Source organism: Klebsiella sp. S69 (assembly GCF_016516145.1).
Classification (GTDB): domain Bacteria; phylum Pseudomonadota; class Gammaproteobacteria; order Enterobacterales; family Enterobacteriaceae; genus Klebsiella; species Klebsiella oxytoca.
Map to the genome: position 1 here is coordinate 164,938 of NZ_JACVUU010000002.1, position 22,153 is coordinate 187,090.

The following is a 22,153-nucleotide window of genomic DNA, read 5'->3' on the forward strand; positions in this document are numbered from 1 at the left end:
AAGGATTGTTGGATAGAATATCAGGCATGGCAGGCTTCCATCCTGCCAGTAAGAATCAGGATGGCTTAGCGGTACTGCAGTTATCCGCGAGATAGCCCAGAGAGGTCTGGTAAATTTTATCGATACAGGCCTCCAGTTCTGGCAGGCTTTTGTTAAATTTCATAAATTCCTCAACAAGCCATAGTATCTCTGCGTGAGTAATCCTGGAAAAAGACTTTCTCTTCTGTGCGGTATATAACCAATTGATGATGAATCTTTTTCTTTGATTATCTGATTCAAAGGGTACGATTTTTTGTCGTAATCGCAGGGCAACTAACAGACAGTAATAAAAATGGTTAATGTCCAACAAATCTTTTTGCAGATTCATAACTCAGATTCATGAATTGCCCCCGTCAGGGGGCAATAATTTAGTTACAGAAGTGAGACAGCAGCATTAAATACTCTGTCTGCAGTGATGCCAAATACCTCGAACAGCTGTTCTGCAGGTGCTGATTCCCCAAATGTAGTCATTCCGACAACGATGCCGTTCAGACCAACATATTTATACCAGTAGTCAGCAATGCCGGCTTCCACTGCCACGCGGGCAGTAACCGCCTTCGGCAGCACTGATTCACGGTAAGCCGCATCCTGTTTATCAAACGTATCAGTTGATGGCAGGGACACCACCCGTGCTCGCACACCTTCCGCGGTCAGTTTTTCCCATGCAGTGACAGCCAGCTCTACTTCAGAGCCTGTAGCAATGATAATGACTTCTGGCTCCCGGTTGCTGTCTTTCAGCACGTAGCCGCCGCGGGCGACATTCGCCAGCTGCTCTTCCGTACGCTCCTGCTGCGCCAGGTTCTGACGGGAGAGGATCAGCGCAGTTGGGCCGTCCTGACGTTCAATCCCATATTTCCAGGCTACCGCCGATTCCACCTGATCACACGGACGCCAGGTGCTCATGTTCGGGGTCAGACGCAGGGAAGCCACCTGCTCGACCGGCTGGTGCGTCGGGCCGTCTTCCCCCAGTCCGATGGAGTCGTGGGTATAGACCATCACCTGACGTTGTTTCATCAGCGCCGCCATACGCACTGCGTTGCGCGCGTATTCCACGAACATCAGGAACGTGGAGGTGTACGGCAGGAAACCGCCGTGCAGGGAGATACCGTTGGCAATCGCGGTCATCCCGAACTCACGCACGCCGTAGTGGATGTAGTTACCCGCGGTGTCTTCGTTGATGGCTTTCGAACCGGACCAGATGGTCAGGTTGCTTGGCGCCAGGTCAGCCGAGCCGCCGAGGAATTCAGGCAGCAGCGGGCCAAAGGCTTCAATCGCATTCTGCGACGCTTTACGGCTGGCGATTTTCGCCGGGTTAGCCTGCAGCTTCGCAATGAACGCGTTCGCTTTCGCGTCGAAGTCTGCCGGCATCTCGCCTTTCATACGACGAGTGAATTCGGCTGCGTCCTGCGGGAAGGCGTTGGCGTAGGCCGCGAACTTCTCATTCCACGCCGCTTCTTTCGCCTGACCGGCTTCTTTTGCGTCCCACTGTGCATAGATGTCAGAAGGGATTTCAAAGGCCGGGTGATCCCATCCGAGATGCCCACGCGCAGCAGTGATTTCACTGTCGCCCAGAGGGGCACCGTGGACATCATGGGTACCCGCTTTATTAGGAGAACCGAATCCAATGACGGTTTTACAGATGATAAGCGTTGGCATGGTCGTGATCGATTTTGCCACATCAATGGCAGCACGAATAGAATCTGCGTCGTGGCCGTCGACACCACGTACGACATGCCAGCCATAGGCCCCAAAACGTTTCGCGGTGTCGTCAGTAAACCAGCCTTCAACATGACCGTCGATGGAGATGCCATTGTCATCATAGAACGCAATCAGTTTACCCAGCTTCAGGGTACCGGCCAGGGAACATACTTCGTGGGAAATGCCTTCCATCATGCAGCCGTCGCCCATGAACGCATAGGTGAAGTGGTCAACGATATCGTGGCCCGGACGGTTGAACTGCGCCGCCAGGGTTTTTTCAGCAATCGCCATGCCGACCGCGTTGGCAATCCCCTGGCCCAGCGGGCCGGTGGTGGTTTCCACGCCGGCGGTGTAGCCGACTTCCGGGTGGCCCGGGGTTCTGGAGTGCAGCTGACGGAAGTTTTTCAGTTCTTCAATCGGCAGATCATAACCGGTGAGATGCAGCAGGCTGTAAATCAGCATTGAGCCGTGGCCGTTGGAGAGCACGAAACGGTCGCGATCGGCCCAGGACGGGTTCTGTGGGTTATGATTCAGGAAATCACGCCACAGGACTTCGGCAATGTCAGCCATCCCCATCGGGGCACCCGGGTGGCCTGATTTGGCTTTCTGTACGGCATCCATGCTCAGAAATCTGATTGCATTTGCCAGCGTTTTTCTGTCTTTCATAACCAACCTCTGTCATTTAAGTGATCACACTATTCATAATTACGGTTCAATATAACCGTTGCGCACACGCCAACCAGTCACTTTTAAAGGGACGTTTAAGCGAAGTCACAGCTTCTGTAATATCGTGGTGTACTAACTGCTCATTGCAGATACCAATGCAACGTCCGCCGTGGCCCTGTAATAACAGTTCAACAGCATATGCCCCCATCCTTGAAGCAAGAATTCGATCATAGGGTACCGGTGCCCCGCCTCGCTGGACGTGACCCAGAATAGTGGCTTTGGTTTCCCGGCCGGTTTTTTCCTGAATGTATGACGCCAGTTCATTCACATCACACATATGTTCAGTGATAACAACCAGCGCATGCTTCTTACCTTTTGAAATACCAAGATGGATCTGTTTGACCAATTCATCCGGGTTAAACTCGATTTCAGGGACGGCAACAAATTCACATCCCCCTGCGATGGCAGAGGAAAGGGTCAGATCGCCACAATGTCTTCCCATAATCTCAATGATATAGATCCGTTGATGGGAGCTGGAGGTGTCACGTATTCGGTCAATCGCTTCAACAGCGGTGCTCAGTGCAGTCATATAGCCGATCGTATAATCGGTACCCGCGACATCGTTATCGATGGTGCCTGGCAACCCAATGCAGGGAAAGCCCATTTGGGTAAGGCAATGGGCCCCCATATAGGATCCGTCGCCGCCGATGACCACCAGGGCATTTATGCCACGCGCCTGCAGATTTTTTATCGCGACTTGCCGAATGTGTTCTTCACGGAATTCCGGAAAACGAGCGGAGCCAAGAAATGTTCCGCCTCGATTTATCACATCGGAAACACTATAACGATCCAGCTGGATCATCCTGTTTTCGTAAAGTCCCAGATAACCGTCATAAATACCGAACACCTCCAGCCCTTCAGATAAGGCCGAGCGGGTGACGCTGCGTATGGCCGCATTCATGCCGGGGGCATCACCACCGCTTGTGAGAATACCAATCTTATTAATCACGGTTGCTCCTGAATCATTATGTGTTTACTCAACTGATGGCAGCGCCTTCAGAAAAAATCAGTTCATATCAGCATACGTTGCAGAGACCGGTTTTCCTGACAATCAGGACTGCTCAGTGCACTGTGAAAAGACTTATCCAAAGACGCTGACATAAGCCTGGTACGGCCGGTAAATCATACCGGCCTTACAGGGTCTTTACTGACGACGCACGCCATACGCATCAGCGGCTCGTAAAGCAGCCAGAATACGTTCAGGGGTCACAGCATAGGGCTCATTGTGCATTGTCTCTCCTTCCTGGCAGGAGGCCGTTGCTACGGCCAGCAACTGCTCATCAGTCACATTATTCAGACCAATTTGCGCGAGGGTCGTTGGCAAACCGACTGATTCACAGAAGGTGTATACAGTGTCAATAAGCTCAGGTTCCCTGTCGGTCAACATCAGCATGGCGAGTGTACCGAAAGCCACTTTCTCTCCGTGCCAGTAACTGTGTGTCTCCGGTAATACGGTCAACCCGTTATGAATGGCGTGAGCTGCAGCCAGGCCACCGCTTTCGAATCCGAGACCGGACAACAGCGTATTGGCTTCAACAATATGCTCCAGGGCAGGGGTGACCATCTTCTGTTCGCAGGCTGCTTTAGCAAGTACCCCATATTTCAACAGGACGTCAAAACACATACGAGCCAGGCCAAATGCTGTCATAGGCCCGGGACGCGTGGTCATATTACCGGCCCCTTTAATGCGGCAATCTTCTGCTTCAAACCAGGTCGCCAGTGCATCCCCCATTCCGGATACCAGGAAGCGGGCAGGGGCGTTCGCGATGATCTGTGTATCGACCAGAACAAGAGTGGGGTTCTGCGGGATCATCAGATAGCGTTTAAATTTGCCTTCCCGGGTATAAATCACAACCAGAGAGCTGCATGGGGCGTCGGTTGAGGCAAGCGTCGGGACGATAACAATAGGCAGGCCCAGGGCTGCACCTGTTGCTTTAGCGGTATCAAGGGTTTTTCCGCCACCGATACCGACAATAACGTCCGCTTCAAATGCTTTAGTTAAGGCCGAAATACGCTCAATTTCTTCATCACAGCATTCACTACAAAAAACCTCTGATTTTGTTGCAATTTTATTGGCCAGTAATGCATCAATACGGGGGCCAATGAGTTTATTCACCGTGGGATCCTGTACAATAAATGCACGCTGCCCCAGCCGTAAAAGCTCGTCCGCAAGGCATTCATCAATAGCATTAGCTCCTTGTACATAACGTCCCGGGAAAATCGCTGTAGTTACCATAATAATTTCCTTAAGTAATCACTTGTTGGATTGTTTAAAAAATTTCGCGATGACGTCCAGCTCCGCATTATTAACAACGACTGAATATTTTTCACATAACGGCATGATGTGGTTCATCAGTATGTTGTTGACAGGCGAGTCAGGTTTTTCCATATGCTTACAGGGATTATTATTTTTTGATGATGAAAGACGATCAATCAGACATGCCATATGCATGCAAATGCCGATGATCATATTGCTGGTAACGCTAATGTTAAGACTTTCCGCACATTGCTGAATGAAATACCGGATGTCCGGAAGGATATCGCCCGGTGAAATATTATTCAGCATGCTGCGTAAGGGTTCAATCATCAGTTGAGCCGTCGTCTCAATATCAATTAATTGCTGCAACTGATTGATACCGGCATCAGTCGACACGATATTGACGTTAAATACCGGAACCGTTAAAGAGAGCTCTAAAGGTGATATAGCAGCAATAATGATATGGGTTGATGCAATTTTCTCATACTCAAGCACAAACTGTTGTGCATCTGTGAATTCAACTGGGATCACATCCAGATAATTTTTCCGGTATGAGAACGATTCCTCAATAATGTTCTGGAGTACTTTTGCCGACCCTTCACCTGACGTACAGATAGTGAGAATGGCCAATTTCTGTTCTGCATCACCCGGTGACGGAATTGTTTCTGTTGCCTGATCAAGAATACTGAATACATTCAGCACTTCGTTATACAGGTCATCCTCTTTCAGGCCGGAAATGGATTTTTGAACAGCCTCAATGACATGCAGGGTACTGACAAGCTGGAGCGTTCTGGTCCTGATACCGGTATGCTCTTCGATAACGTTACCAATATGCGTCAGGGAACCCATATCCACAAGGAGCAGAACATCAGAGATGTGCTCTTCGCTGTTAATGAAGTCAATAATATTGTCCGTAATCAGTTGAGGCTTAACATCTAATGGCAGATTAAACCCGTGTGCAATGTTCACCCCCATCAGATGATTAGCCGTTTCAGCAATGGAAGATGCTGCCGCTTCACCATGCATCACAACGATCACTTTGGTATGCGTATCTTTCCGGTTACTGACCTCATCATAGAGTAAAATCATGGCCAGAAAACCAGCCTCATCGATTGGCAGGGTCACTTCAAGCTGACGTTCGATTAAACGTAATGAATCCAGTGCCAGATTGAACAAGCGGGGGAGTTCGACGCGAATTTTATTAAGATTAGGGTGATAAATCTTTTTGTTCGCTTTGACTCTTTCAAGCGTACTTTCGATGTGTTTAGCGAGAGCATACTTAAACTCAGGACGGAAGTTTTTATGTAACTCAGATTCACAAATCGTAATAATATCGTCAGCCAGGGTGAGAATGTTTCCGCTGATTAAGTTTTCTATTTTGTAGTTCGAGTGCTTATTGGCATGATTATAGTTTTCCCGGAAGAATGTGGTGATCGCATTCTCGACATCAACCAGTTCAGGCATGCTTTCAGGCGAGGAACTTTCAAACAACTCGTGTAAGGCATCATAGACCGTGTTGTCAGGTAATTCCCCAGTATAATCAAAGGCCTGGTCGGGATAATAAATGGATACCGAGGTTTTGGCTGGCATATAGCCATTCCATACCTTCCGGTGCTCAACATTTTCAAGCAAGGCTGCTTTCACATGCTCAGGCAGAATACGACTTACTACTGAAATGTTAGGCTTTTTACCTGAAATATATTCAGCGTATGCATTTGCACATGAGAATTTTATATCAGTACGAAGCTGACCAATATTATTTTCACACTCATAACTCATGAATGCATTCAGGCTGTTTGCCGAAACATGAATGGGTGCATTCAGGTGTTGAGCCTCTGCATTAATAAAGAAGTTGACAAGATTATTTCTTTCCTGGAAAGTTCTTTCTTTCAGAGAAGGTAATCGTAAAATCATCGGGAAGCGACGAGTAAACGTTCGCAAAAGATGCGACTCAGGTTTTTCTGTCGTTGCAGCAAAAATACGTACATCAGCCTGACGTAATGTATCCGTTTCTCCCATGCGACGAAAAGTGCCTTTATCAATGAAGGTAAAAAACATTTCCTGCCCTTCAGGTGGGAGGCGATGCACTTCATCAAGGAACAGTATTCCACCATGGGCTTTTTCAATTAATCCCACACGGTTCTCATCCAGGCCGGTGTAGGCGCCTTTTTTACTGCCGAATAGCTGGGAAACCAGTAACTGAGGGTTGTTTGCATAATCCGCGCAGTTAAAAACGATGAGATTAGAGTTATTTTTAACCAGCTGATTGTCTTTCGCAAAATCGTATAGTAATTCTGCAAACATGGACTTCCCGACACCGGTTTCGCCCAGAATAAGAATGTTCATGCCATTCGGTGGATACAGTACCGCTGCTTTAGCCTGCTCTATCGCTGCATACAGACTTGGATTATCCTGACTGAATTTCCCCAGTATGGATATTTTCTTGATATCTTTATTTTCTGTATTCAGTGACTTAAGGACTGATACAGGATGGTTTTCACTTTGACGCGGCTCAACAGGGAAGAAGCGAACGGGTTTCCCGTGAACTTTTTTCACTTTTCCGGACAACGTCAGTTTATTCAGCTCATGGCTGACATTTGCTCTTGAATAACCGAGTAAATCAGCAAGCTCCTGGGCTGTAACACCGTCCGGCACCTGCATCGACTGAAGTTTTTTAAAAATACGGTCAATTCTCATCACAAATGTTCCATCTAACGTGTAGGTAACTTACTAAAATATAACTCAATTCTAATATTTTTAATGTTAGTAATGTCGGGTATTTTGCATACTTATGTTGTTAACATTTGGCATGAGAATCAGGAGGAGGGCTAAACCCTCCTCCCGTAGAGCTACTCGAGATTGGCGTGTCGGGAGAACATTTCCTCATCCGTCATGTTTTTGCGTACCTTGATAGTCAGGATGACGCTTTCACAGGCGAGAAGAAGCAACTGCTCAAACAGAGAGCCAATGGGTTGGATCGTTTTCACAGTTCCGGTACCGAGGGTACTTTTTTGTGTGGAACCGGGCAGCACAACGGTGGTTGAAGACAACTTACCAATTGTCGACCCGGGACAAACGGTCACCAGCGCAATATTTGCCTCTTTATCAGCCGCTTTCTTCGCCATGGTAACAAGACTACCCGTTTCACCAGACCCGGAACCAATAATTAACAGGTCCCCTTTCTGGATAGACGGCGTAGTGGGTTCTCCCACAAAGAATGCAGTATACCCGAGGTGCATCAGACGGTTAACGAACGCACGAACCATAAAACCTGAACGACCCGCACCGGCAACAAAGATACGATTTGACTTTTCAATCAGATCGGCAAGGTTGTCGACGTCTTCCTGTTTTACCAGTTTTGCAGACTGCTGCAGTTCTTCAACAATCGATAACAGTACGGTGTCAGTCATATTATTTAGCTCCGTTCATGATCTGTTTGATAGCTGCAGCTTCAGCACGCGGATCTTTCTGGTGCGTGATGCCTGTACCAACAATCAGGATAGAAGGTTTCAGATCGACGTATTTCTGCGCAGTACGTGAACTGATACCACCGGCAACTGACATTTGTGCAGATTTTACGTGCTGCGCCATAATGCGCAGATCATCAATCGGCTCACGGCCAGCAGCCTGTTGATCGGCGCCAGTATGTACGGCCAGAATATGGGCACCAGTTGCTTCCATTTGTGCAATTTTGCCCGGCATATCTTCGACACAGATCATGTCGACAACAATTTTACGGTTGTATTTCTCAGCAACTTCGACGCAGCCTTTTACGGTCAGTACGTCGGTAACACCCAGAACTGTCGCGTAGTCAGCACCGGCTTCGAATGCCAGTTCCGCTTCATAATAGCCTGCGTCCATGATTTTCAGGTCGGCGAGGACTTCCTTTTCCGGGAAGAAACGCTTAATTTCGCGGACGGCACGCATCCCTTCATCGATAACAAACGGTGTTCCAACTTCAATGATGTCGATTGAGTCGTGAACTTGCTCGATCATACGAAGCGCTTTAACTAAATCCAGGTCATCTAAGGCAAGTTGTAATTTCATGATTTTTTATCCTTTTTCAATGATTAAATTTGTTAAATTCAGCCAGAACTTTTGTGAAAATGGCAGAGCCTTGTTCAAGTCCGGTGAAGTGAGTAATTGATTTTTCGATACCGTTTGCAGAAATATAATCCTGCAATTCCACGGCTTGAGCGTCATCGCTGTTTTTAAAAAGAAACACTGCCGCAATAGCTTTAGGTAAATATTTCACTTCACCAACAAGTGATTCATAAGCTTCACAGGGAGCAACCAGACGGTCTGTTTTATCCAGTTTACGGATAGGAGAGCGGCAGACGCGTTTGGTATCATCCTGTACCACGTCCATCGTGAAGCGTTTAATATTTTTCTTGATGAAATAGTCCAGTTCGTCAAATTCAAAGCCGAATTTTTTAATTAACGCATCGGCAGATTCATACATCATACCTTTGACATCTTCGAAAATATCTTTATCAGCAAAGGACTGTTGAACATACTGGTATCCTTTGATGAACCCTAAATATCCTGCAGCCGCATGCCCGCAGTTACAGATATAAAGTTTTCTTTCCAGGTACATAGTCAGGTTATCAGTGTAATCTGCACCTTTAATCGGTTCAGATTTGGTATCGACCAGACGATTCTGTTCGATGACCAGCTCAAACATAGTATCGATATCCAGGTACTCCACACCGTCTCGGACATTTGTCAACGCCAGACGGTCTACGGAGACGTTGGCGAAACAGGCAATTGCATCCAGTTCCGCTTCAGTGATGATATCGGTATGTTTAAGGACCTCGTTGCGTAAACGGTCGGACGCGTACAGCGCATTCTCACAGGCGAGTACGTTAACCTTTGGCATCCCTTTCAGCTTTCTTTCTTTCAGGCCTTTCGCAAGGATTGCGGAAATCTTCGGTAGGTTGTCAGCCCAGACCGAGGTGGTGATCAGATCAGCACCCACGACTGACTTAACCACCTCTTCGGGATGACTCACCGGAGAAATCGCACATACATTGGTTATAGTTTTCTTTTCATAGCCTTTATCGAGAAAATAGATGTCATAAGAATTGGTAGTGTTCAGGCTATCAACGATCTTCTGACCAACTTCAACAAATGTAATATGGTAGCCGCTGTCATGTAACAGGTCACCAATAAATCCACGACCGATATTTCCCGCTCCGAAATGAACTGCTTTCATTCTTCATACTCCTCGAAAATTTTCACGATTTCTTCTGCAGATTCTGCATTCAGTAATTTTTCGACATTGTCTTCATCGGAACACACCATGGCGATTTTACCGAGGATATCCATGTGAGTTCCATCTTTACCTGCAATACCAATTATGATTCGGGCCTCGTCGTCATCACTCCATTTAATTCCATGCGGGAGGCGAATCAGAGATATTCCGGATTTAAAAATCAACCCATCAGAACCTGCGATACCATGAGGAACAGCAACGCCGTTGCCAACATAGGTAGAAATAACCCCCTCACGTTTAAGCATCGCATCAATATATCCGACATCGACATAGCCATTATCGGAAAGCAATTTACCAACGGTAATGATTGCATCTTTTACAGAGTTAGCATCTGTGGTCAGATTGATGTTTCCGGCGTTGAAAATAGTCATACTTTCCTCTTGATTATCCGTTTTTCTGCACGTGTTCTAAGACACGATCATATTGTTTAGCTTCAATGAAGTTTTTGATGGATATAAACTGCGTATCTGGATTTTTGTTATTCTGACGTGCGCGATTCAGAAGGTCAGCGTGTGTTACAACGAGATCCGTGTCTTCTGGAATACTACTGACAGAAGCGTTCGCTACCGTCACGTTCAGCATGGCTTTTTTCGCTCGCGTTCTCAGCACGGAAGCCCCCATGGCACTTGAGCCCATACCCGCATCACAGGCCACAATAATCTTGTTGATTTTCCGGTCTGTCAGGTGTTCACCACCAGCGATGGTAGCACTTTCACTATTTGTAGCCGCAACAACTGGTGCCGTAGAGATGTGTGGAGTTGTTGTTTCTTCCTGGTATTCTTCCCCGTCTTCGACAGGAGATTTATCAAGTTTTAAAAGGATCCCGGCAACAATGGCCGAGACAATGAGACCTGCGAAATATCCGGCCAGGTTAACCGTGAAGTAACCTTTTGGCGTCATCATCGCAAAGGCAATAACACTGCCCGGAGACGGGACGGCTACGGTACCGCCATCGAAAGTCTGGAAAATAAATAGGGAGACCATGCTTCCCAGAATCGGAGCAAGAACCAGCTTAGGTTTCATCAGGACATATGGGAAATAAACCTCGGCGATCCCACCGAACATGACGATGATGGTCGCAGCCGGAGCGGTTTTACGCGCCAGTCCTTTTCCAAACAGGCAGTAGGCAACCATTACACCAACTAATGGACCACTGTTGCCTTCTACAAGGAACAGGATAGAACGGCCATGCTCAACAACCTGTTGTATGCCAAGTGGGGCCATAATCCCATGGTTAATGGCGTTATTCAGGAAGAGGACCTGAGCGGGGGCAACAAAAATACTCGCCAATGGGATCAGGCTGTGATTCAGTGCCCAGTTGACACCGGCGGATAAAAAGCCAAGGATGACGGAAAAAATCGGCTCAACAGCGGCATAGCCAATGACCATTAGGATCCCGCCAATAATCCCGATACTGAAGTTATCAACCAGCATTTCAAAACCGGGCTTGACCCGACCAACCAGCCAGCCGTCAAATTTCTTCATTACCCAGGCGGCCAGCGGTCCCATGACCATACCACCTATCAGCATGGTTACTGAGGCTCCAATGACAACTCCCATGGTTGCCAGAGCACCAATGACTCCCCCACGACGGCCATGGATAGCATAACCGCCCGTATAACCAATCAGTACTGGTAGAAGGTAGGTAATGGTTGGACCCACCAGTTTGGCAAGATATTCATTTGGGTACCAGCCGGTAGGAATGAAAAGAGCAGTAATAATACCCCATGCAATGAATACACCTATATTAGGCATAACCATTCCGCTAAGGAATGCGCCAAGTTTTTGGATCTTTAACTGTAAGGTATTCGGTGTTGAACTCATTTTTTATTACCTTTTTGAGGTTGGTTTGAATTCTTAAGTCCGTATTAGTTCTATTGGCTATCAGTTATTAATTTCAGTAACTGACAACCGTCCATAGTTGCGTATATGTAGTACGGGATGACAGCTAACTTCCCTTTCAACTGGTATCGGGAGGGAAGCTCTTCCTCCAGGAAAGAAAGATGAGGCCCGATTAAAATATGGTCATAGGTCTCAATCTCTTTTGTTAACGCTGTTTCAGGGCATACCGACACTTCAATGTGTAGTCCTTTTTCCTTCACAGCTGCCCGCAATTTCACCGCCATGAAACTGCTGGATGCTCCTGTACCACATATCAAAGCGACTTTAATCATTTTCAATTCTCAGATTGGGGGTTATTCACCCAGTCCACTGGCAATACCATCACTGATCGCTGCCAGCGCATGCTCTGCATCCTTGCCTTCTAAAGTGATGAGAATTTTATGACCACACTTAATTCCGCAAGTCATCAATTTCATCAGGCTTTTTGCGTTTGCCGGCTTTCCCTGTGCTGTCAGGTTTGTGATGGTAATATCGCTTTCATATTTTTTGGCGATATTCACCAGCATGGCGCCAGGTCTGGTGTGGAGACCACTTTTGTTAGCGATTACGAATTCTGCTTTCAGCTGCATAGCATTCTCACTCATCTTTAATTTCCAATATAAATTGAATCAGTTGCCATATATATAGCAGATAACGTGCCAACTTTTTTTAATCCTTTAAAATCATTGTATTGCATAAATGTGTTTCATTGGTGGGGCAATGTGTTTCGTTATATTGGGTGATCTATTTCACAAACAAAACGAATGAATCAGTGTGATTTGCGTCACATCCAAAACGCTTCCAGCTGTTTGTATTCTGGAGTCAATCCTGCTGAAATGATCAAACAGAGGCCGGAAACGGAGGAGTAGGTATACAGGGAGGAAGGTGAACTACCTCTCCCCTGTAAAGTTTACGACAGAGAGAATTGAACTGTTGCTGTTGGTTGCATTTTTGCTATTTCGTTTAACAACTTTTCTTCAAGCTTTTCCTGAGCTCGTGCGAACGAACGGATACCTTCGGCTAACTTGTCAACCGCCATCGGATCTTCGTGATGAAGCCAATAAAATTCGGATTCAGAAAGGGGGGCTGGCGGTGTCTCTGCCTGTACCGGTGGCGTCAACATTCGGATAACCTCACCCTCCTGATGAGAGAGTTCTGCAAGCAGGTCAGGAGAAATAGTCAATCGGTCACAGCCGGCCAGAGCCAGTATCTGCTCCACCTTACGAAAACTGGCTCCCATAACGATGGTCTGATACCGGTATTTTTTAAAATAATCATAGATACGGCGGACTGAGTGTACCCCAGGATCTGTCTGTATATCGTCCTTGTTAATACTTCCTTTTTCCTTATGCCAGTCGTAGATACGCCCGACAAAAGGCGAAATGAGCCACACCCCGGCTTCTGCACATGCCCGTGCCTGAGCAAACGAGAACAAAAGAGTAAGATTGCAATGAATGCCTTCACGCTCCAGTTGTTCAGCGGCTTTAATACCTTGCCATGTCGCCGCAAGCTTTATCAGGATCCGGGAACGGTCAACACCTTGCTGCTCATACAGACGAATTAACTTTCTCGCTTTCGCTACACACATCCCGCGATCATAAGATAAGCGCGCATCGATCTCCGTTGACACCTTCCCAGGAACCACCTTCAGCAATTCGGTTCCAATACTTACGACCAGTCTGTCGCTGGTGTTCAGTAAGATAGTTTCTTTTGACCCACCTTGTTCAAGAGCCCAGCTAACCGCCTCTTTGATGTGAGGGAGGTACAATGGTAGTGACGCAGCATTCAGTATCAGAGAAGGGTTGGTCGTTGCATCTTCAGGTAAGAACTGCCGTATAGCCGAAATATCACCCGTATCCGCAACGACTGTCGTGAACCTTCTCAGATTATTGAGGATGGACATAATTGTGGCTTCCTTATCAATTCTGGTTTTCCCGTGTCAGGCGGCCAGATTTAATTAACGTTTCGTAATGTTCGATTCGTTCTACTTTAGGTTGTGAGCGACCCGCTTCAAATTCAGAATCCAGCCATGTATCTACCAACATTAATGCGAGTTCTGTACCAATGACCCGTGCACCCATGGTCATAATTTGGGCATCATTACTTTTTCGCGCTCTTGATGCGGAATAAGTATCGTGGCATTGCGCAGCCCGAACACCGGGAACTTTATTCGCAACAATCGCCATTCCGATCCCCGTACCGCACAACAAAATGCCACGTTCAAACTCCCCATCATGGATTGCTGTCGCAAGGTTAAACGCGATATCCGGATAAATCAGATCGTTTCCTGAAACATCGTGACTGAAATCAATAACTTCAATGCCTTTGTACTGAAGATGTCCCTTAACTGCGTTTTTGAGTGTGGTAGCTGCATCATCTGCGCCGATTGCGATTTTTAACATATGACTTTCGCCTCATTTAGTATGGCTTGAAGGTGTCGTTCGATTGTTCTCTCGTAGCCATGTGATGATTGATAACTGGAGAGGATATTCAATAAATCGATCGTATGTTCAATGCTAGATCTTATGGTCATTATTTATCAATAGCAAAAATATGCGAAAGCAGCTTTTAAGTGCTAATTTGGTAGATTTTAGATTGAATTATGAACTAAATCACATTTTTAACGGGTGTTCATATGAGCTTGTGTTGTTAATTGGTATTGTTGGCTTGTGATGATTGTGTACATGCCCTGCAACCGGGTAACTGGAGATAACGCAAACATTGGGGAGTAAAAAATGACCTGGATTTATAACCGTCCATCGGAATTTGCCAAAGACATGATCGAGGGGTTTGCCAGTGCTCATGCCTCTTTGGTTCGCCGTGTTCCTGGTGGCGTCGTCCGGAACACATTAAGCCAATCAAACACGGTAGCCGTCGTGGTAGGAGGAGGGTCTGGTCACTATCCGGCCTTCGCCGGTTTTGTGGGGCAGGGGCTTGCGCATGGTGCGGTGATGGGAAATCTGTTCGCATCTCCTTCAGCCCAACAAATATGCTCCGTCGCAAGAGCAGCGAATAACGGCGCTGGGGTCCTTTTACTTTACGGTAACTATGCAGGAGATGTGCTTCATTTTGGTCTGGCCTGCGAGCGACTTCGATCTGAAGGCATTCCATGCGAAGCCCTTGCGATAACTGATGATATTACCAGTGCCTCTTCACAGGAGCGAAACAAGCGCAGGGGCGTTGCCGGGGACTTGGTCATATTCAAAATAGCAGCGGCAGCTGCAGAAAAAGGCCATTCATTAGCTGAGGTCTTCGCTATCGCGCAACATTCAAATGAACGCACACGGACTCTGGGCCTTGCGTTTAGTGGCTGCACTTTGCCGGGCGCGGAACACCCGTTGTTTACCGTACCCGAAGGGATCATGGGATTTGGCATGGGGATCCATGGAGAACCCGGAATAAGTGAGATGCTGGTTCCACGCGCGGAACCGCTGGCAAAAATGCTGATTGACTCTTTAATGGGCGAAGTTCCGGATGATGTAGAGACAGCAAAAGGCGCACGTATTGCCGTCATCATAAATGGACTGGGCTCTGTAAAATATGAAGAGCTGTTTGTGCTATGGCGTTTTGTTCGCCCCCTCTTAATCGAGACAGGCGCCGAGATAGCTGATGTGCAGATCGGCGAGTTTGTCACCAGTTTTGACATGGCCGGCATGTCTCTGACAGTTGCCTGGCTAGATAATGAACTGGAAAGCTTATGGTTGGCTCCAGCCTGCAGTCCTGCATTCACCCGCGGCTCAGCAATACAACATATCCCCCTTACTACTGAGTTGCTCCAGCAAAACACAGCAACTGTTCTGGCGAGGGGAAGCGCAGCATCCCAGAAAACCGCTCAGCTAATAATGGATATTCTCAGCGCTGCTGCAGAAACGATCACACACAATGTTGATGAGCTGGGACGAATCGATGCTATTGCAGGCGATGGTGACCATGGTATAGGGATGGAACGAGGTATTCATGCGGCCCGAAATGCCGCCGAGAAGGCAGTGAAAGAAGGCGCCGGTGCTGGTGCGCTACTACAATTCGCTGCCGATGCCTGGGCTGATGATGCTGGCGGAACATCGGGTGCGATCTGGGGAGTCATTCTGAATACAATAGGAACGGTACTTGGCAATCAGTATGAACCTGACGCCGGAACTGTTTCCCGGGCAGTGAAGCAGGCAAGTGATGGAGTAATGCATTTCGGGAAAGCCAAACCGGGCGATAAAACGCTGGTTGATGTATTACACCCATTCAGTAATGCATTATCGGAAGCTGTAACGTCAGGCGCATCGCTCAGCGACTCATGGAAAAAAGCTGCAGAAGTGGCCAGAAAATGTGTGAGTGAAACCGCTGACATGGTTCCGAGAATTGGTCGAGCTCGGCCGCTGGCCGAACGAAGCGTTGGCACACCGGATGCAGGCGCTGTTTCCATGTCAATGGTCATTGACGTAGTCAGTAGATTTTTTATGAAGGAACAGCAAAAACAGACAAATAATCAGGAAACTCATCTATGAGCATTGTGATTGGGGTTAGTCATAAAAGCTATTTTGGCTGGGAGAGAACGCTTGAGTGGAATCAGAAAGTGGTAGAGATCATCAGGAAAGGCCCTACCGACGGTTCTCTGGAGCTTTTTACATTTCCTGCAATTCCAGCCATATCAGCATCATTAGAATGTTTTGCTAATACCCCAATGGCTATCGGGGCGCAAGACATCTGTGCAGAAGCGCCTGGAGCGTGGACGGGGGAAATCAGTGCAGCAATAGTTCAGGAAATGGGATGTCAGTATGCAGAAATAGGGCACGCTGAAAGACGCCGTTTTTTTAATGAAACGATCGACATTATCAATAAAAAAATTGATATGGCATTTTCCTGCCACTTAACCCCTGTTATCTGCATTGGTGAACCAGAGCGGATGGCGCTATCTGATGCGGCAGCATATGCGATAGCCCAGGCTAAAGAGCTGCTTGATCAACGCTCCGGGCCGGTTCCAGGGGTGGTTTTTGCCTGGGAGCCTCAATGGGCGATCGGGGCTCCCAAACCAGCCAGTGATGAATATATCAAATATGTCTGTCACGCTTTGCGTGGTTTTTTGCATCAACATTATGGGACTCAGTGTAAGGTCATATACGGTGGGAGTGCTGGTCCCGGTCTTCTGGAGCGACTCTGGCCACATGTAGATGGATTGTTCCTTGGACGCTTTGCCCATCAGCCTGATTCGTTTGCTCTCATACTTGAAGAAGCGCAACGTCTTCTCTCTGAGTCAACCTGATGAGAAAAGGGAAGGGAATCCCTCTCTTCCCTTACCATCCCACATAAATCAGTATGACGGCTGTTATACTGTCCGGAAATTAGTTACGTCAAAAGGTGTCTGAATGGATAAGACAGGAGTGTCGCAAGAATACGAGCTGTTAACAGAAATAGCCGTTGCCTACTACTGCGATGAAATTACTCAGGAAGAGATCGCCAATAAATTTGGATTCTCTCGTATAAAAGTAGGGCGTCTGCTCAAAAAAGCAAAAGAAGAGGGGATTGTAGAAATTAGTGTCAGATACCATCCCGTCTTCAGTACGCAGTTGGAAAAACAGCTGAAAGAGCGCTTTCCTATCAGCCGCGCTCTGATTGCACTGGATCATCAGGATGTCGATGAGCAGCGTCGTCAGGTTGCCGCACTGGTTTCCGCTCACCTCAATAACGTTCTTAAAGATGATATCGTTATCGCAGTCGGCCAGGGGCGCAATGTGGCCTCCGTTGCTGAATTATTCGGCACTGTACAACCTAAAAATTGTCGTTTTATTTGTGGGATCGGAGGAACTCATCGACCGGGTGATGTGATCAATGCAGATCATATCAGCAGATTACTGGCCAAAAAGTATGGGGGTAGCAGTGAATCTTTATATGCGCCGGCTTATGTGGAAAATATGCAGCTAAAAGAACTCTTGTTACAGAACAGTACGATAAGGAAGACGCTGGATCGTGCCAGAAAAGCTGACATTGCCCTTGTAGGGATAGGTGATATGAATGAAGAGAGCTATATGGTCAAGCTTGGCTGGTTTACACCGCAGGAGATCAATGACGCCAGCCTCAATCAGGGGGTGATTGGTGATATCGCGGGATATGACTTCTTTAATTCGCGTGGTGAACATGTAAATACCGTGATGGATAACCGGGTTATTGGCCTCAGCATTGATGAACTTCGGCAAATTCCTTGTGTTATTGCAATTGCATCAGAAAACACGAAGGCTATGGCAATCATGGGTGCATTACGCACGGGAGCTATAGATATTATTGCTACCAGTGTAAGAAATATCAGAACGATTCTTAACCTGAGCCAGTAGGTCTTACGGCGTATAAAATGACTGTGGATTTCAGGGAAGTAGATCAGAATAATTTGGTCCATCTCCCTGAAAAGGTTACAAAAAGTCACTTTCTACATCGGTAAAGATTATTTATGATGATAAGTCTCAATACCCAGATAGAGGGTGAATGCTTCGTAAATCACCTCAGCACTGGCCGAATGATTCATGGCAACATGATGTTCATACCCCTGACGACAAATCCATGACAGCAGGTCCTCAAGATGAGGCACCTGGATCACGGCCCAGCAGCCGAATGTTTCCAGTGGATCGTCCACTGAGCGTCCTTCTCCTACATAACCCTTTATTTCCCCTGTCAAATCATCCGTACTCAGGCGCAGGTAGGTCAGCGGCCCGGTCTTCATCCGGCCATGCACGGCACCACAGGTATTTTCCTCACCAACCGACGTACCGATAAGACCGGCCGTCCCCATACGGGAGGATTCCAGACTGGCGGCAGGAAAATTACCGCAGTGAAACAGCACGCATTTATCCCGCTCATCACCAAAATTGTTATTCCAGTCAGCGATAGAAGCAGGCGCCATATTAACGCTGGCCAGTGCATACATCGAGAGTGCTCCCATCACATCGACTTCACAGGCACTGGGCATGAGTTGACCTGACATCACACTCATAATGGAGCAAACATTGATGCCAAGATTTTCCTGCAGGGATGTCCAGCACTGGATCGCCGTCGTATCAATGTCATTGGCAATAATCCAGTCACTGAGCACCACAAATAATTTTGCCATTGTGACAAGTTTATCGGCAGGTACCGATCTGGCATCAGCATTGTCCAGCAACAGCCGGCGTTTTTCGTCAACCCGGATATCGTCATTCTGCAGTCCTTTCATTCTGATAAACACCTCAGATAAATCCAGTGTTTCCACGGAAATCCCAAGGCGTTCCAGCAGTTTTTCGCTGTAGCGCACTGTATTAAATCCGGCAGGACGGGCACCTATAGCCCCCACCCGGGCACCGCGCATACTGCTGACGACCCGACAGACCTGCTGGAATCTGATCAGGTCTTTTTCAAAGACCTCACTCTTGAGCGCACAGACGTGCTGCGTTGTCAGTGAAAAGGGAATGCCGTACTGCCGTAAGTTATTACAAAGGGATATCTTTCCACAAAAACTGTCCCGGCGTGTGGCTTGCTTCATTTTGTCAGGATTGTCCTCTTCAGCCTGTATCAGCACAGGTACATTCAACCCAGACAGGCGAAGAGTTTCAGCAATCGCTTTTTCATCACCAAAATTAGGAAGCAAAACCACAACACCATGTATCTCTTCCCGGTGCCGGCGAAAGAGTTCGGCACAGGCCTTGGCATCCTGACGCGTTTCAACGCCACCAAGTTTGGTCCTGTTTTCATCTGGCATGATGATATTAATGCCCAGACGGGAAAAAAGAGCTGTAGCTTGTTCCCGTGCTTCGGTGACAAGGTGATTGGGAAAGAAACCTCTGTTGCCAATAATGATGGCCATTGTTAGTTTTTCAGGGATTCGGGCCATTATATTCTCCAGTATTATTAATAAATAACTCACATGATTTTCTATAAGATGAAAAAGAACTGAAGGATTCGTATAGAATCACATGTGGGTTATTGAAAAACATTATTAATCATGAAAGTAGTGGGAGCTATTTTAAAATAGCCCCCGATTGAATTAATTATATAGCTCAGCTTTACCGTCCGAGGAGAATAGTCGCATTTTGTGCTCAACGACTTTCCTTGCAGCCTCCATTGGCTTGACATAAAGGAACATTGGCTCATGTCCGCCGGATTTAAGTTCTTCCTCGAGGGATACAAAGAACGCTTTTTTCATATCGCTGGAAATATTAATTTTACCTACGCCATATGTGATGGCTTCCGCAACTTCGCTGTCTTTGTTGCCTGAGCCACCGTGAAGGACAAGTGGGATACTGAGACGTTTCTTGATTTCTTTTAAACGCTCGATATCAAGTTTTGGTTGCATGCCTGCAGGGTAAAGACCATGAGAGGTACCGATGGCCACAGCCAGGGTATCTACACCGGTTTCTTTGACAAACTGCTCTGCTTGCGCCGGATCTGTATAAAGAATTTCACTGTGCCCACCTTCAGCACTGCCTTCTGCAACACCAATCGTACCCAGTTCAGCTTCAACTGAGACATTCACAAGATGTGCAATGTCAGTTACCTGACGAGTAATTCTGATATTTTCTTCAAAGGGATAAGCGGAGGCATCAATCATGACAGAGGTGAACCCTGTCCGGATAGCACGCATAACCTGTTCAAGCGACTGTCCGTGATCCTGATGAATCACGACAGGCACTGATGCTTTAATACCTAACTCACGTAAATACTGGATAAATATATCCCCAGTAAACTCATGCTCATCCGGGTGAATTTCAAGAATAACCGGAGAGTTTAATTTTTCAGCAACTTCAATGACAAGTCGGCCAAACTCAGCAGACGAAATATTAAAAGCACCGACACCAAACTTATGTTCATTTGCGACTTTTAGTACATCTTTCATATTCATTAACATATGTTAGACCTCTTCAGTGGATTCCAGACTGTCTTTTTTGATTACACGGAGTATTAATGCGGTTACCACCGCACCAATGATAATGGAGAAGGCGTAGGCTAAGACATTCGTGATGACATTAGGAATGAACATAACAAATACCCCACCATGCGGTGCACGAGAAGCACAACCTAGTGCCATCGAAAGAGCGCCGGCTACACCAGAACCTATAACAATTGCCGGGATAACTCTTAAGGGGTCGGTGACTGCATAGGGAATCGCTCCTTCAGTAATAAATGACAAGCCAAGAATATATGTGACTTTTCCCGTCTCTCTTTCCTGAGATGTGAATTTACGTTTGAAAAGCGTTGTGGCCAGAGCAATTCCTAGCGGTGGTACCATTCCTGCAGCCATACATGCAGCAATAGGTTCGTAGATTCCAGTGGACATTAACCCAATCGCAAACATAACAACTGTTTTGTTAAGTGGCCCTCCCATATCAAATGCCATCATCATACCCATCAATAATCCCAGGAATGCAGCATTGACATTTCCCATATTAGTTAAAAAGGTTGTAAGAGTTTCCAGTAGATATTTAATTGGCTCCCCGACAACAACAATCATCAAGATCCCGGTCATCAAAACACTCAGAAGAGGGATAATTAAAATCGGTTTCAGACCAGCAAGCGATTTAGGTAAATTAATATATTTAGCTAGTAAAAAAGTTATATAACCCGCAAGGAAACCCGCGAAGATTGCACCCAGAAAGCCCGAACCTGTATGAATGGCCAACATGCCGCCAACAGCTCCAGACACTGTACCAATATTACCACAGATGGAACGGCTAATCCCCAGAGCTAAAATTGGAAGCATGAGGGCAAATGCAGCACCTCCTCCAATATCCGACAGCATCTTTGCGATTGGATTAAAATGAGGATCTCCAGGAGTTGATGCTGTGATCCCAAACGTAAAACTAAGTGCAATCAGAATACCACCGGCAACAACGAACGGAATCATTAAGTTAACACCGGTTACCAGATGAATATATATATTAGACAAAAAAGTAGATTTGTCATTTTCACGAGATGTTGTTTCAGATATATTTGTTCCTGATTGAACCATCATCTCCGGCACAATATTTCCTGATATAATATCATTCAATAACCCGAAAGCATCTTTTGCAGCTCGCGTCACTGACACCTTAAATATTTTTTTTCCTGCGAATCGCGACATATCGATGACTTTATCTGCCGCTATTAATACAGCGTCAGCGTTTCTGATATCATCCGAAGAAAAGATATATTCACTATCGACAGCCCCTTGAGTCTCGACGAGTATATTTAATCCCAATTTTTTTGCATTTTTCTTTAAGTTTGCTTCAGCAAGATATGTGTGGGCTATGCCTGTAGGGCAGGCAGTAATGGCAATGATGTTCATTATT

The 22,153-nt window shown here is 46.7% G+C and carries 19 protein-coding genes; 3 read left to right on the forward strand and 16 right to left on the reverse strand.

The genetic code is table 11. From position 1 onward, the window contains the following. Positions 1-411: 411 nt before the first annotated feature. The 13 genes from tkt to rpiB all read right to left on the reverse strand — a co-directional run bounded on the left by tkt (position 412) and on the right by rpiB (position 14,278). A complete protein-coding gene (gene tkt, locus IAE27_RS03060) occupies positions 412-2,403 on the reverse strand; it encodes a transketolase (protein ID WP_200091778.1) in 1,992 nt (663 codons plus the stop codon). Between the two features lie 46 nt (positions 2,404-2,449). Then, positions 2,450-3,412 (reverse strand): 6-phosphofructokinase, encoded by a 963-nt coding sequence (pfkA, locus tag IAE27_RS03065; protein WP_110276330.1) that lies wholly within the window; start codon positions 3,410-3,412, stop codon positions 2,450-2,452. Positions 3,413-3,607: 195 nt separating this feature from the next. Continuing rightward, a complete protein-coding gene (locus tag IAE27_RS03070) occupies positions 3,608-4,699 on the reverse strand; it encodes a glycerol dehydrogenase (protein WP_109240489.1) in 1,092 nt (363 codons plus the stop codon). 18 nt (positions 4,700-4,717) lie between these two features. Continuing rightward, the gene (locus IAE27_RS03075) at positions 4,718-7,417 is read right to left on the reverse strand and encodes a sigma-54-dependent transcriptional regulator (protein WP_109240490.1); all 2,700 of its coding nucleotides are present in this window, start codon (positions 7,415-7,417) and stop codon (positions 4,718-4,720) included. 152 nt (positions 7,418-7,569) lie between these two features. Further along, positions 7,570-8,130 (reverse strand): 6-phospho-3-hexuloisomerase, encoded by a 561-nt coding sequence (gene hxlB / locus IAE27_RS03080; protein WP_109240491.1) that lies wholly within the window; start codon positions 8,128-8,130, stop codon positions 7,570-7,572. Between the two features lies 1 nt (position 8,131). Then, a complete protein-coding gene (hxlA, locus tag IAE27_RS03085) occupies positions 8,132-8,767 on the reverse strand; it encodes a 3-hexulose-6-phosphate synthase (RefSeq protein ID WP_109240492.1) in 636 nt (211 codons plus the stop codon). A 16-nt stretch (positions 8,768-8,783) separates the two neighbouring features. Beyond that, positions 8,784-9,935, reverse strand: coding sequence for a mannitol-1-phosphate 5-dehydrogenase (locus IAE27_RS03090; RefSeq protein ID WP_109240493.1), 1,152 nt, complete (start codon positions 9,933-9,935; stop codon positions 8,784-8,786). Further along, positions 9,932-10,366, reverse strand: a complete 435-nt coding sequence (locus IAE27_RS03095) for a PTS sugar transporter subunit IIA (RefSeq protein ID WP_109240494.1) — start codon at positions 10,364-10,366, stop codon at positions 9,932-9,934. Before IAE27_RS03095 ends, IAE27_RS03090 begins: the two co-directional genes overlap by 4 nt. 13 nt (positions 10,367-10,379) lie before the next feature. Beyond that, on the reverse strand, positions 10,380-11,819 hold the full coding sequence (locus tag IAE27_RS03100; protein WP_109240495.1) for a PTS mannitol transporter subunit IICB: 1,440 nt from the start codon (positions 11,817-11,819) through the stop codon (positions 10,380-10,382). A 50-nt stretch (positions 11,820-11,869) separates the two neighbouring features. Further along, positions 11,870-12,169, reverse strand: coding sequence for a PTS sugar transporter subunit IIB (locus IAE27_RS03105; protein WP_109240496.1), 300 nt, complete (start codon positions 12,167-12,169; stop codon positions 11,870-11,872). A 21-nt stretch (positions 12,170-12,190) separates the two neighbouring features. Beyond that, complete coding sequence (locus IAE27_RS03110) at positions 12,191-12,466, reverse strand: HPr family phosphocarrier protein (protein WP_200091780.1); 276 nt, start codon at positions 12,464-12,466, stop codon at positions 12,191-12,193. 320 nt (positions 12,467-12,786) lie between these two features. Next, positions 12,787-13,779, reverse strand: a complete 993-nt coding sequence (tal, locus tag IAE27_RS03115; protein ID WP_227685221.1) for a transaldolase — start codon at positions 13,777-13,779, stop codon at positions 12,787-12,789. A 16-nt stretch (positions 13,780-13,795) separates the two neighbouring features. Next, on the reverse strand, positions 13,796-14,278 hold the full coding sequence (gene rpiB / locus IAE27_RS03120; protein WP_109240499.1) for a ribose 5-phosphate isomerase B: 483 nt from the start codon (positions 14,276-14,278) through the stop codon (positions 13,796-13,798). 333 nt (positions 14,279-14,611) lie between these two features. Between rpiB and IAE27_RS03125 the strand changes: the two genes are divergently transcribed. The 3 genes from IAE27_RS03125 (at position 14,612) to IAE27_RS03135 (ending at position 18,193) form a co-directional block, all read left to right on the forward strand. Continuing rightward, positions 14,612-16,372: a dihydroxyacetone kinase family protein gene (locus IAE27_RS03125; protein ID WP_109240500.1), complete on the forward strand. Its 1,761-nt coding sequence runs from the start codon at positions 14,612-14,614 to the stop codon at positions 16,370-16,372. Continuing rightward, a complete protein-coding gene (locus IAE27_RS03130) occupies positions 16,369-17,127 on the forward strand; it encodes a triose-phosphate isomerase family protein (RefSeq protein WP_109240501.1) in 759 nt (252 codons plus the stop codon). Before IAE27_RS03125 ends, IAE27_RS03130 begins: the two co-directional genes overlap by 4 nt. Before the next feature lie 103 nt (positions 17,128-17,230). Further along, positions 17,231-18,193 carry a sugar-binding transcriptional regulator gene (locus tag IAE27_RS03135; protein WP_109240502.1) on the forward strand — a complete coding sequence of 321 codons (963 nt, stop codon included), beginning with the start codon at positions 17,231-17,233 and terminating at the stop codon, positions 18,191-18,193. Positions 18,194-18,300: 107 nt separating this feature from the next. Here the strand turns inward: IAE27_RS03135 and IAE27_RS03140 are convergent, their stop codons facing one another. The 3 genes from IAE27_RS03140 to IAE27_RS03150 all read right to left on the reverse strand — a co-directional run bounded on the left by IAE27_RS03140 (position 18,301) and on the right by IAE27_RS03150 (position 22,149). Then, complete coding sequence (locus IAE27_RS03140; RefSeq protein WP_109240503.1) at positions 18,301-19,719, reverse strand: L-fucose/L-arabinose isomerase family protein; 1,419 nt, start codon at positions 19,717-19,719, stop codon at positions 18,301-18,303. Between the two features lie 153 nt (positions 19,720-19,872). Continuing rightward, complete coding sequence (locus IAE27_RS03145) at positions 19,873-20,733, reverse strand: ketose-bisphosphate aldolase (RefSeq protein WP_109240504.1); 861 nt, start codon at positions 20,731-20,733, stop codon at positions 19,873-19,875. Positions 20,734-20,736: 3 nt separating this feature from the next. Next, positions 20,737-22,149, reverse strand: a complete 1,413-nt coding sequence (locus tag IAE27_RS03150) for a PTS fructose transporter subunit IIC (protein ID WP_109240505.1) — start codon at positions 22,147-22,149, stop codon at positions 20,737-20,739. Between the last annotated feature and the right edge of the window lie 4 nt (positions 22,150-22,153).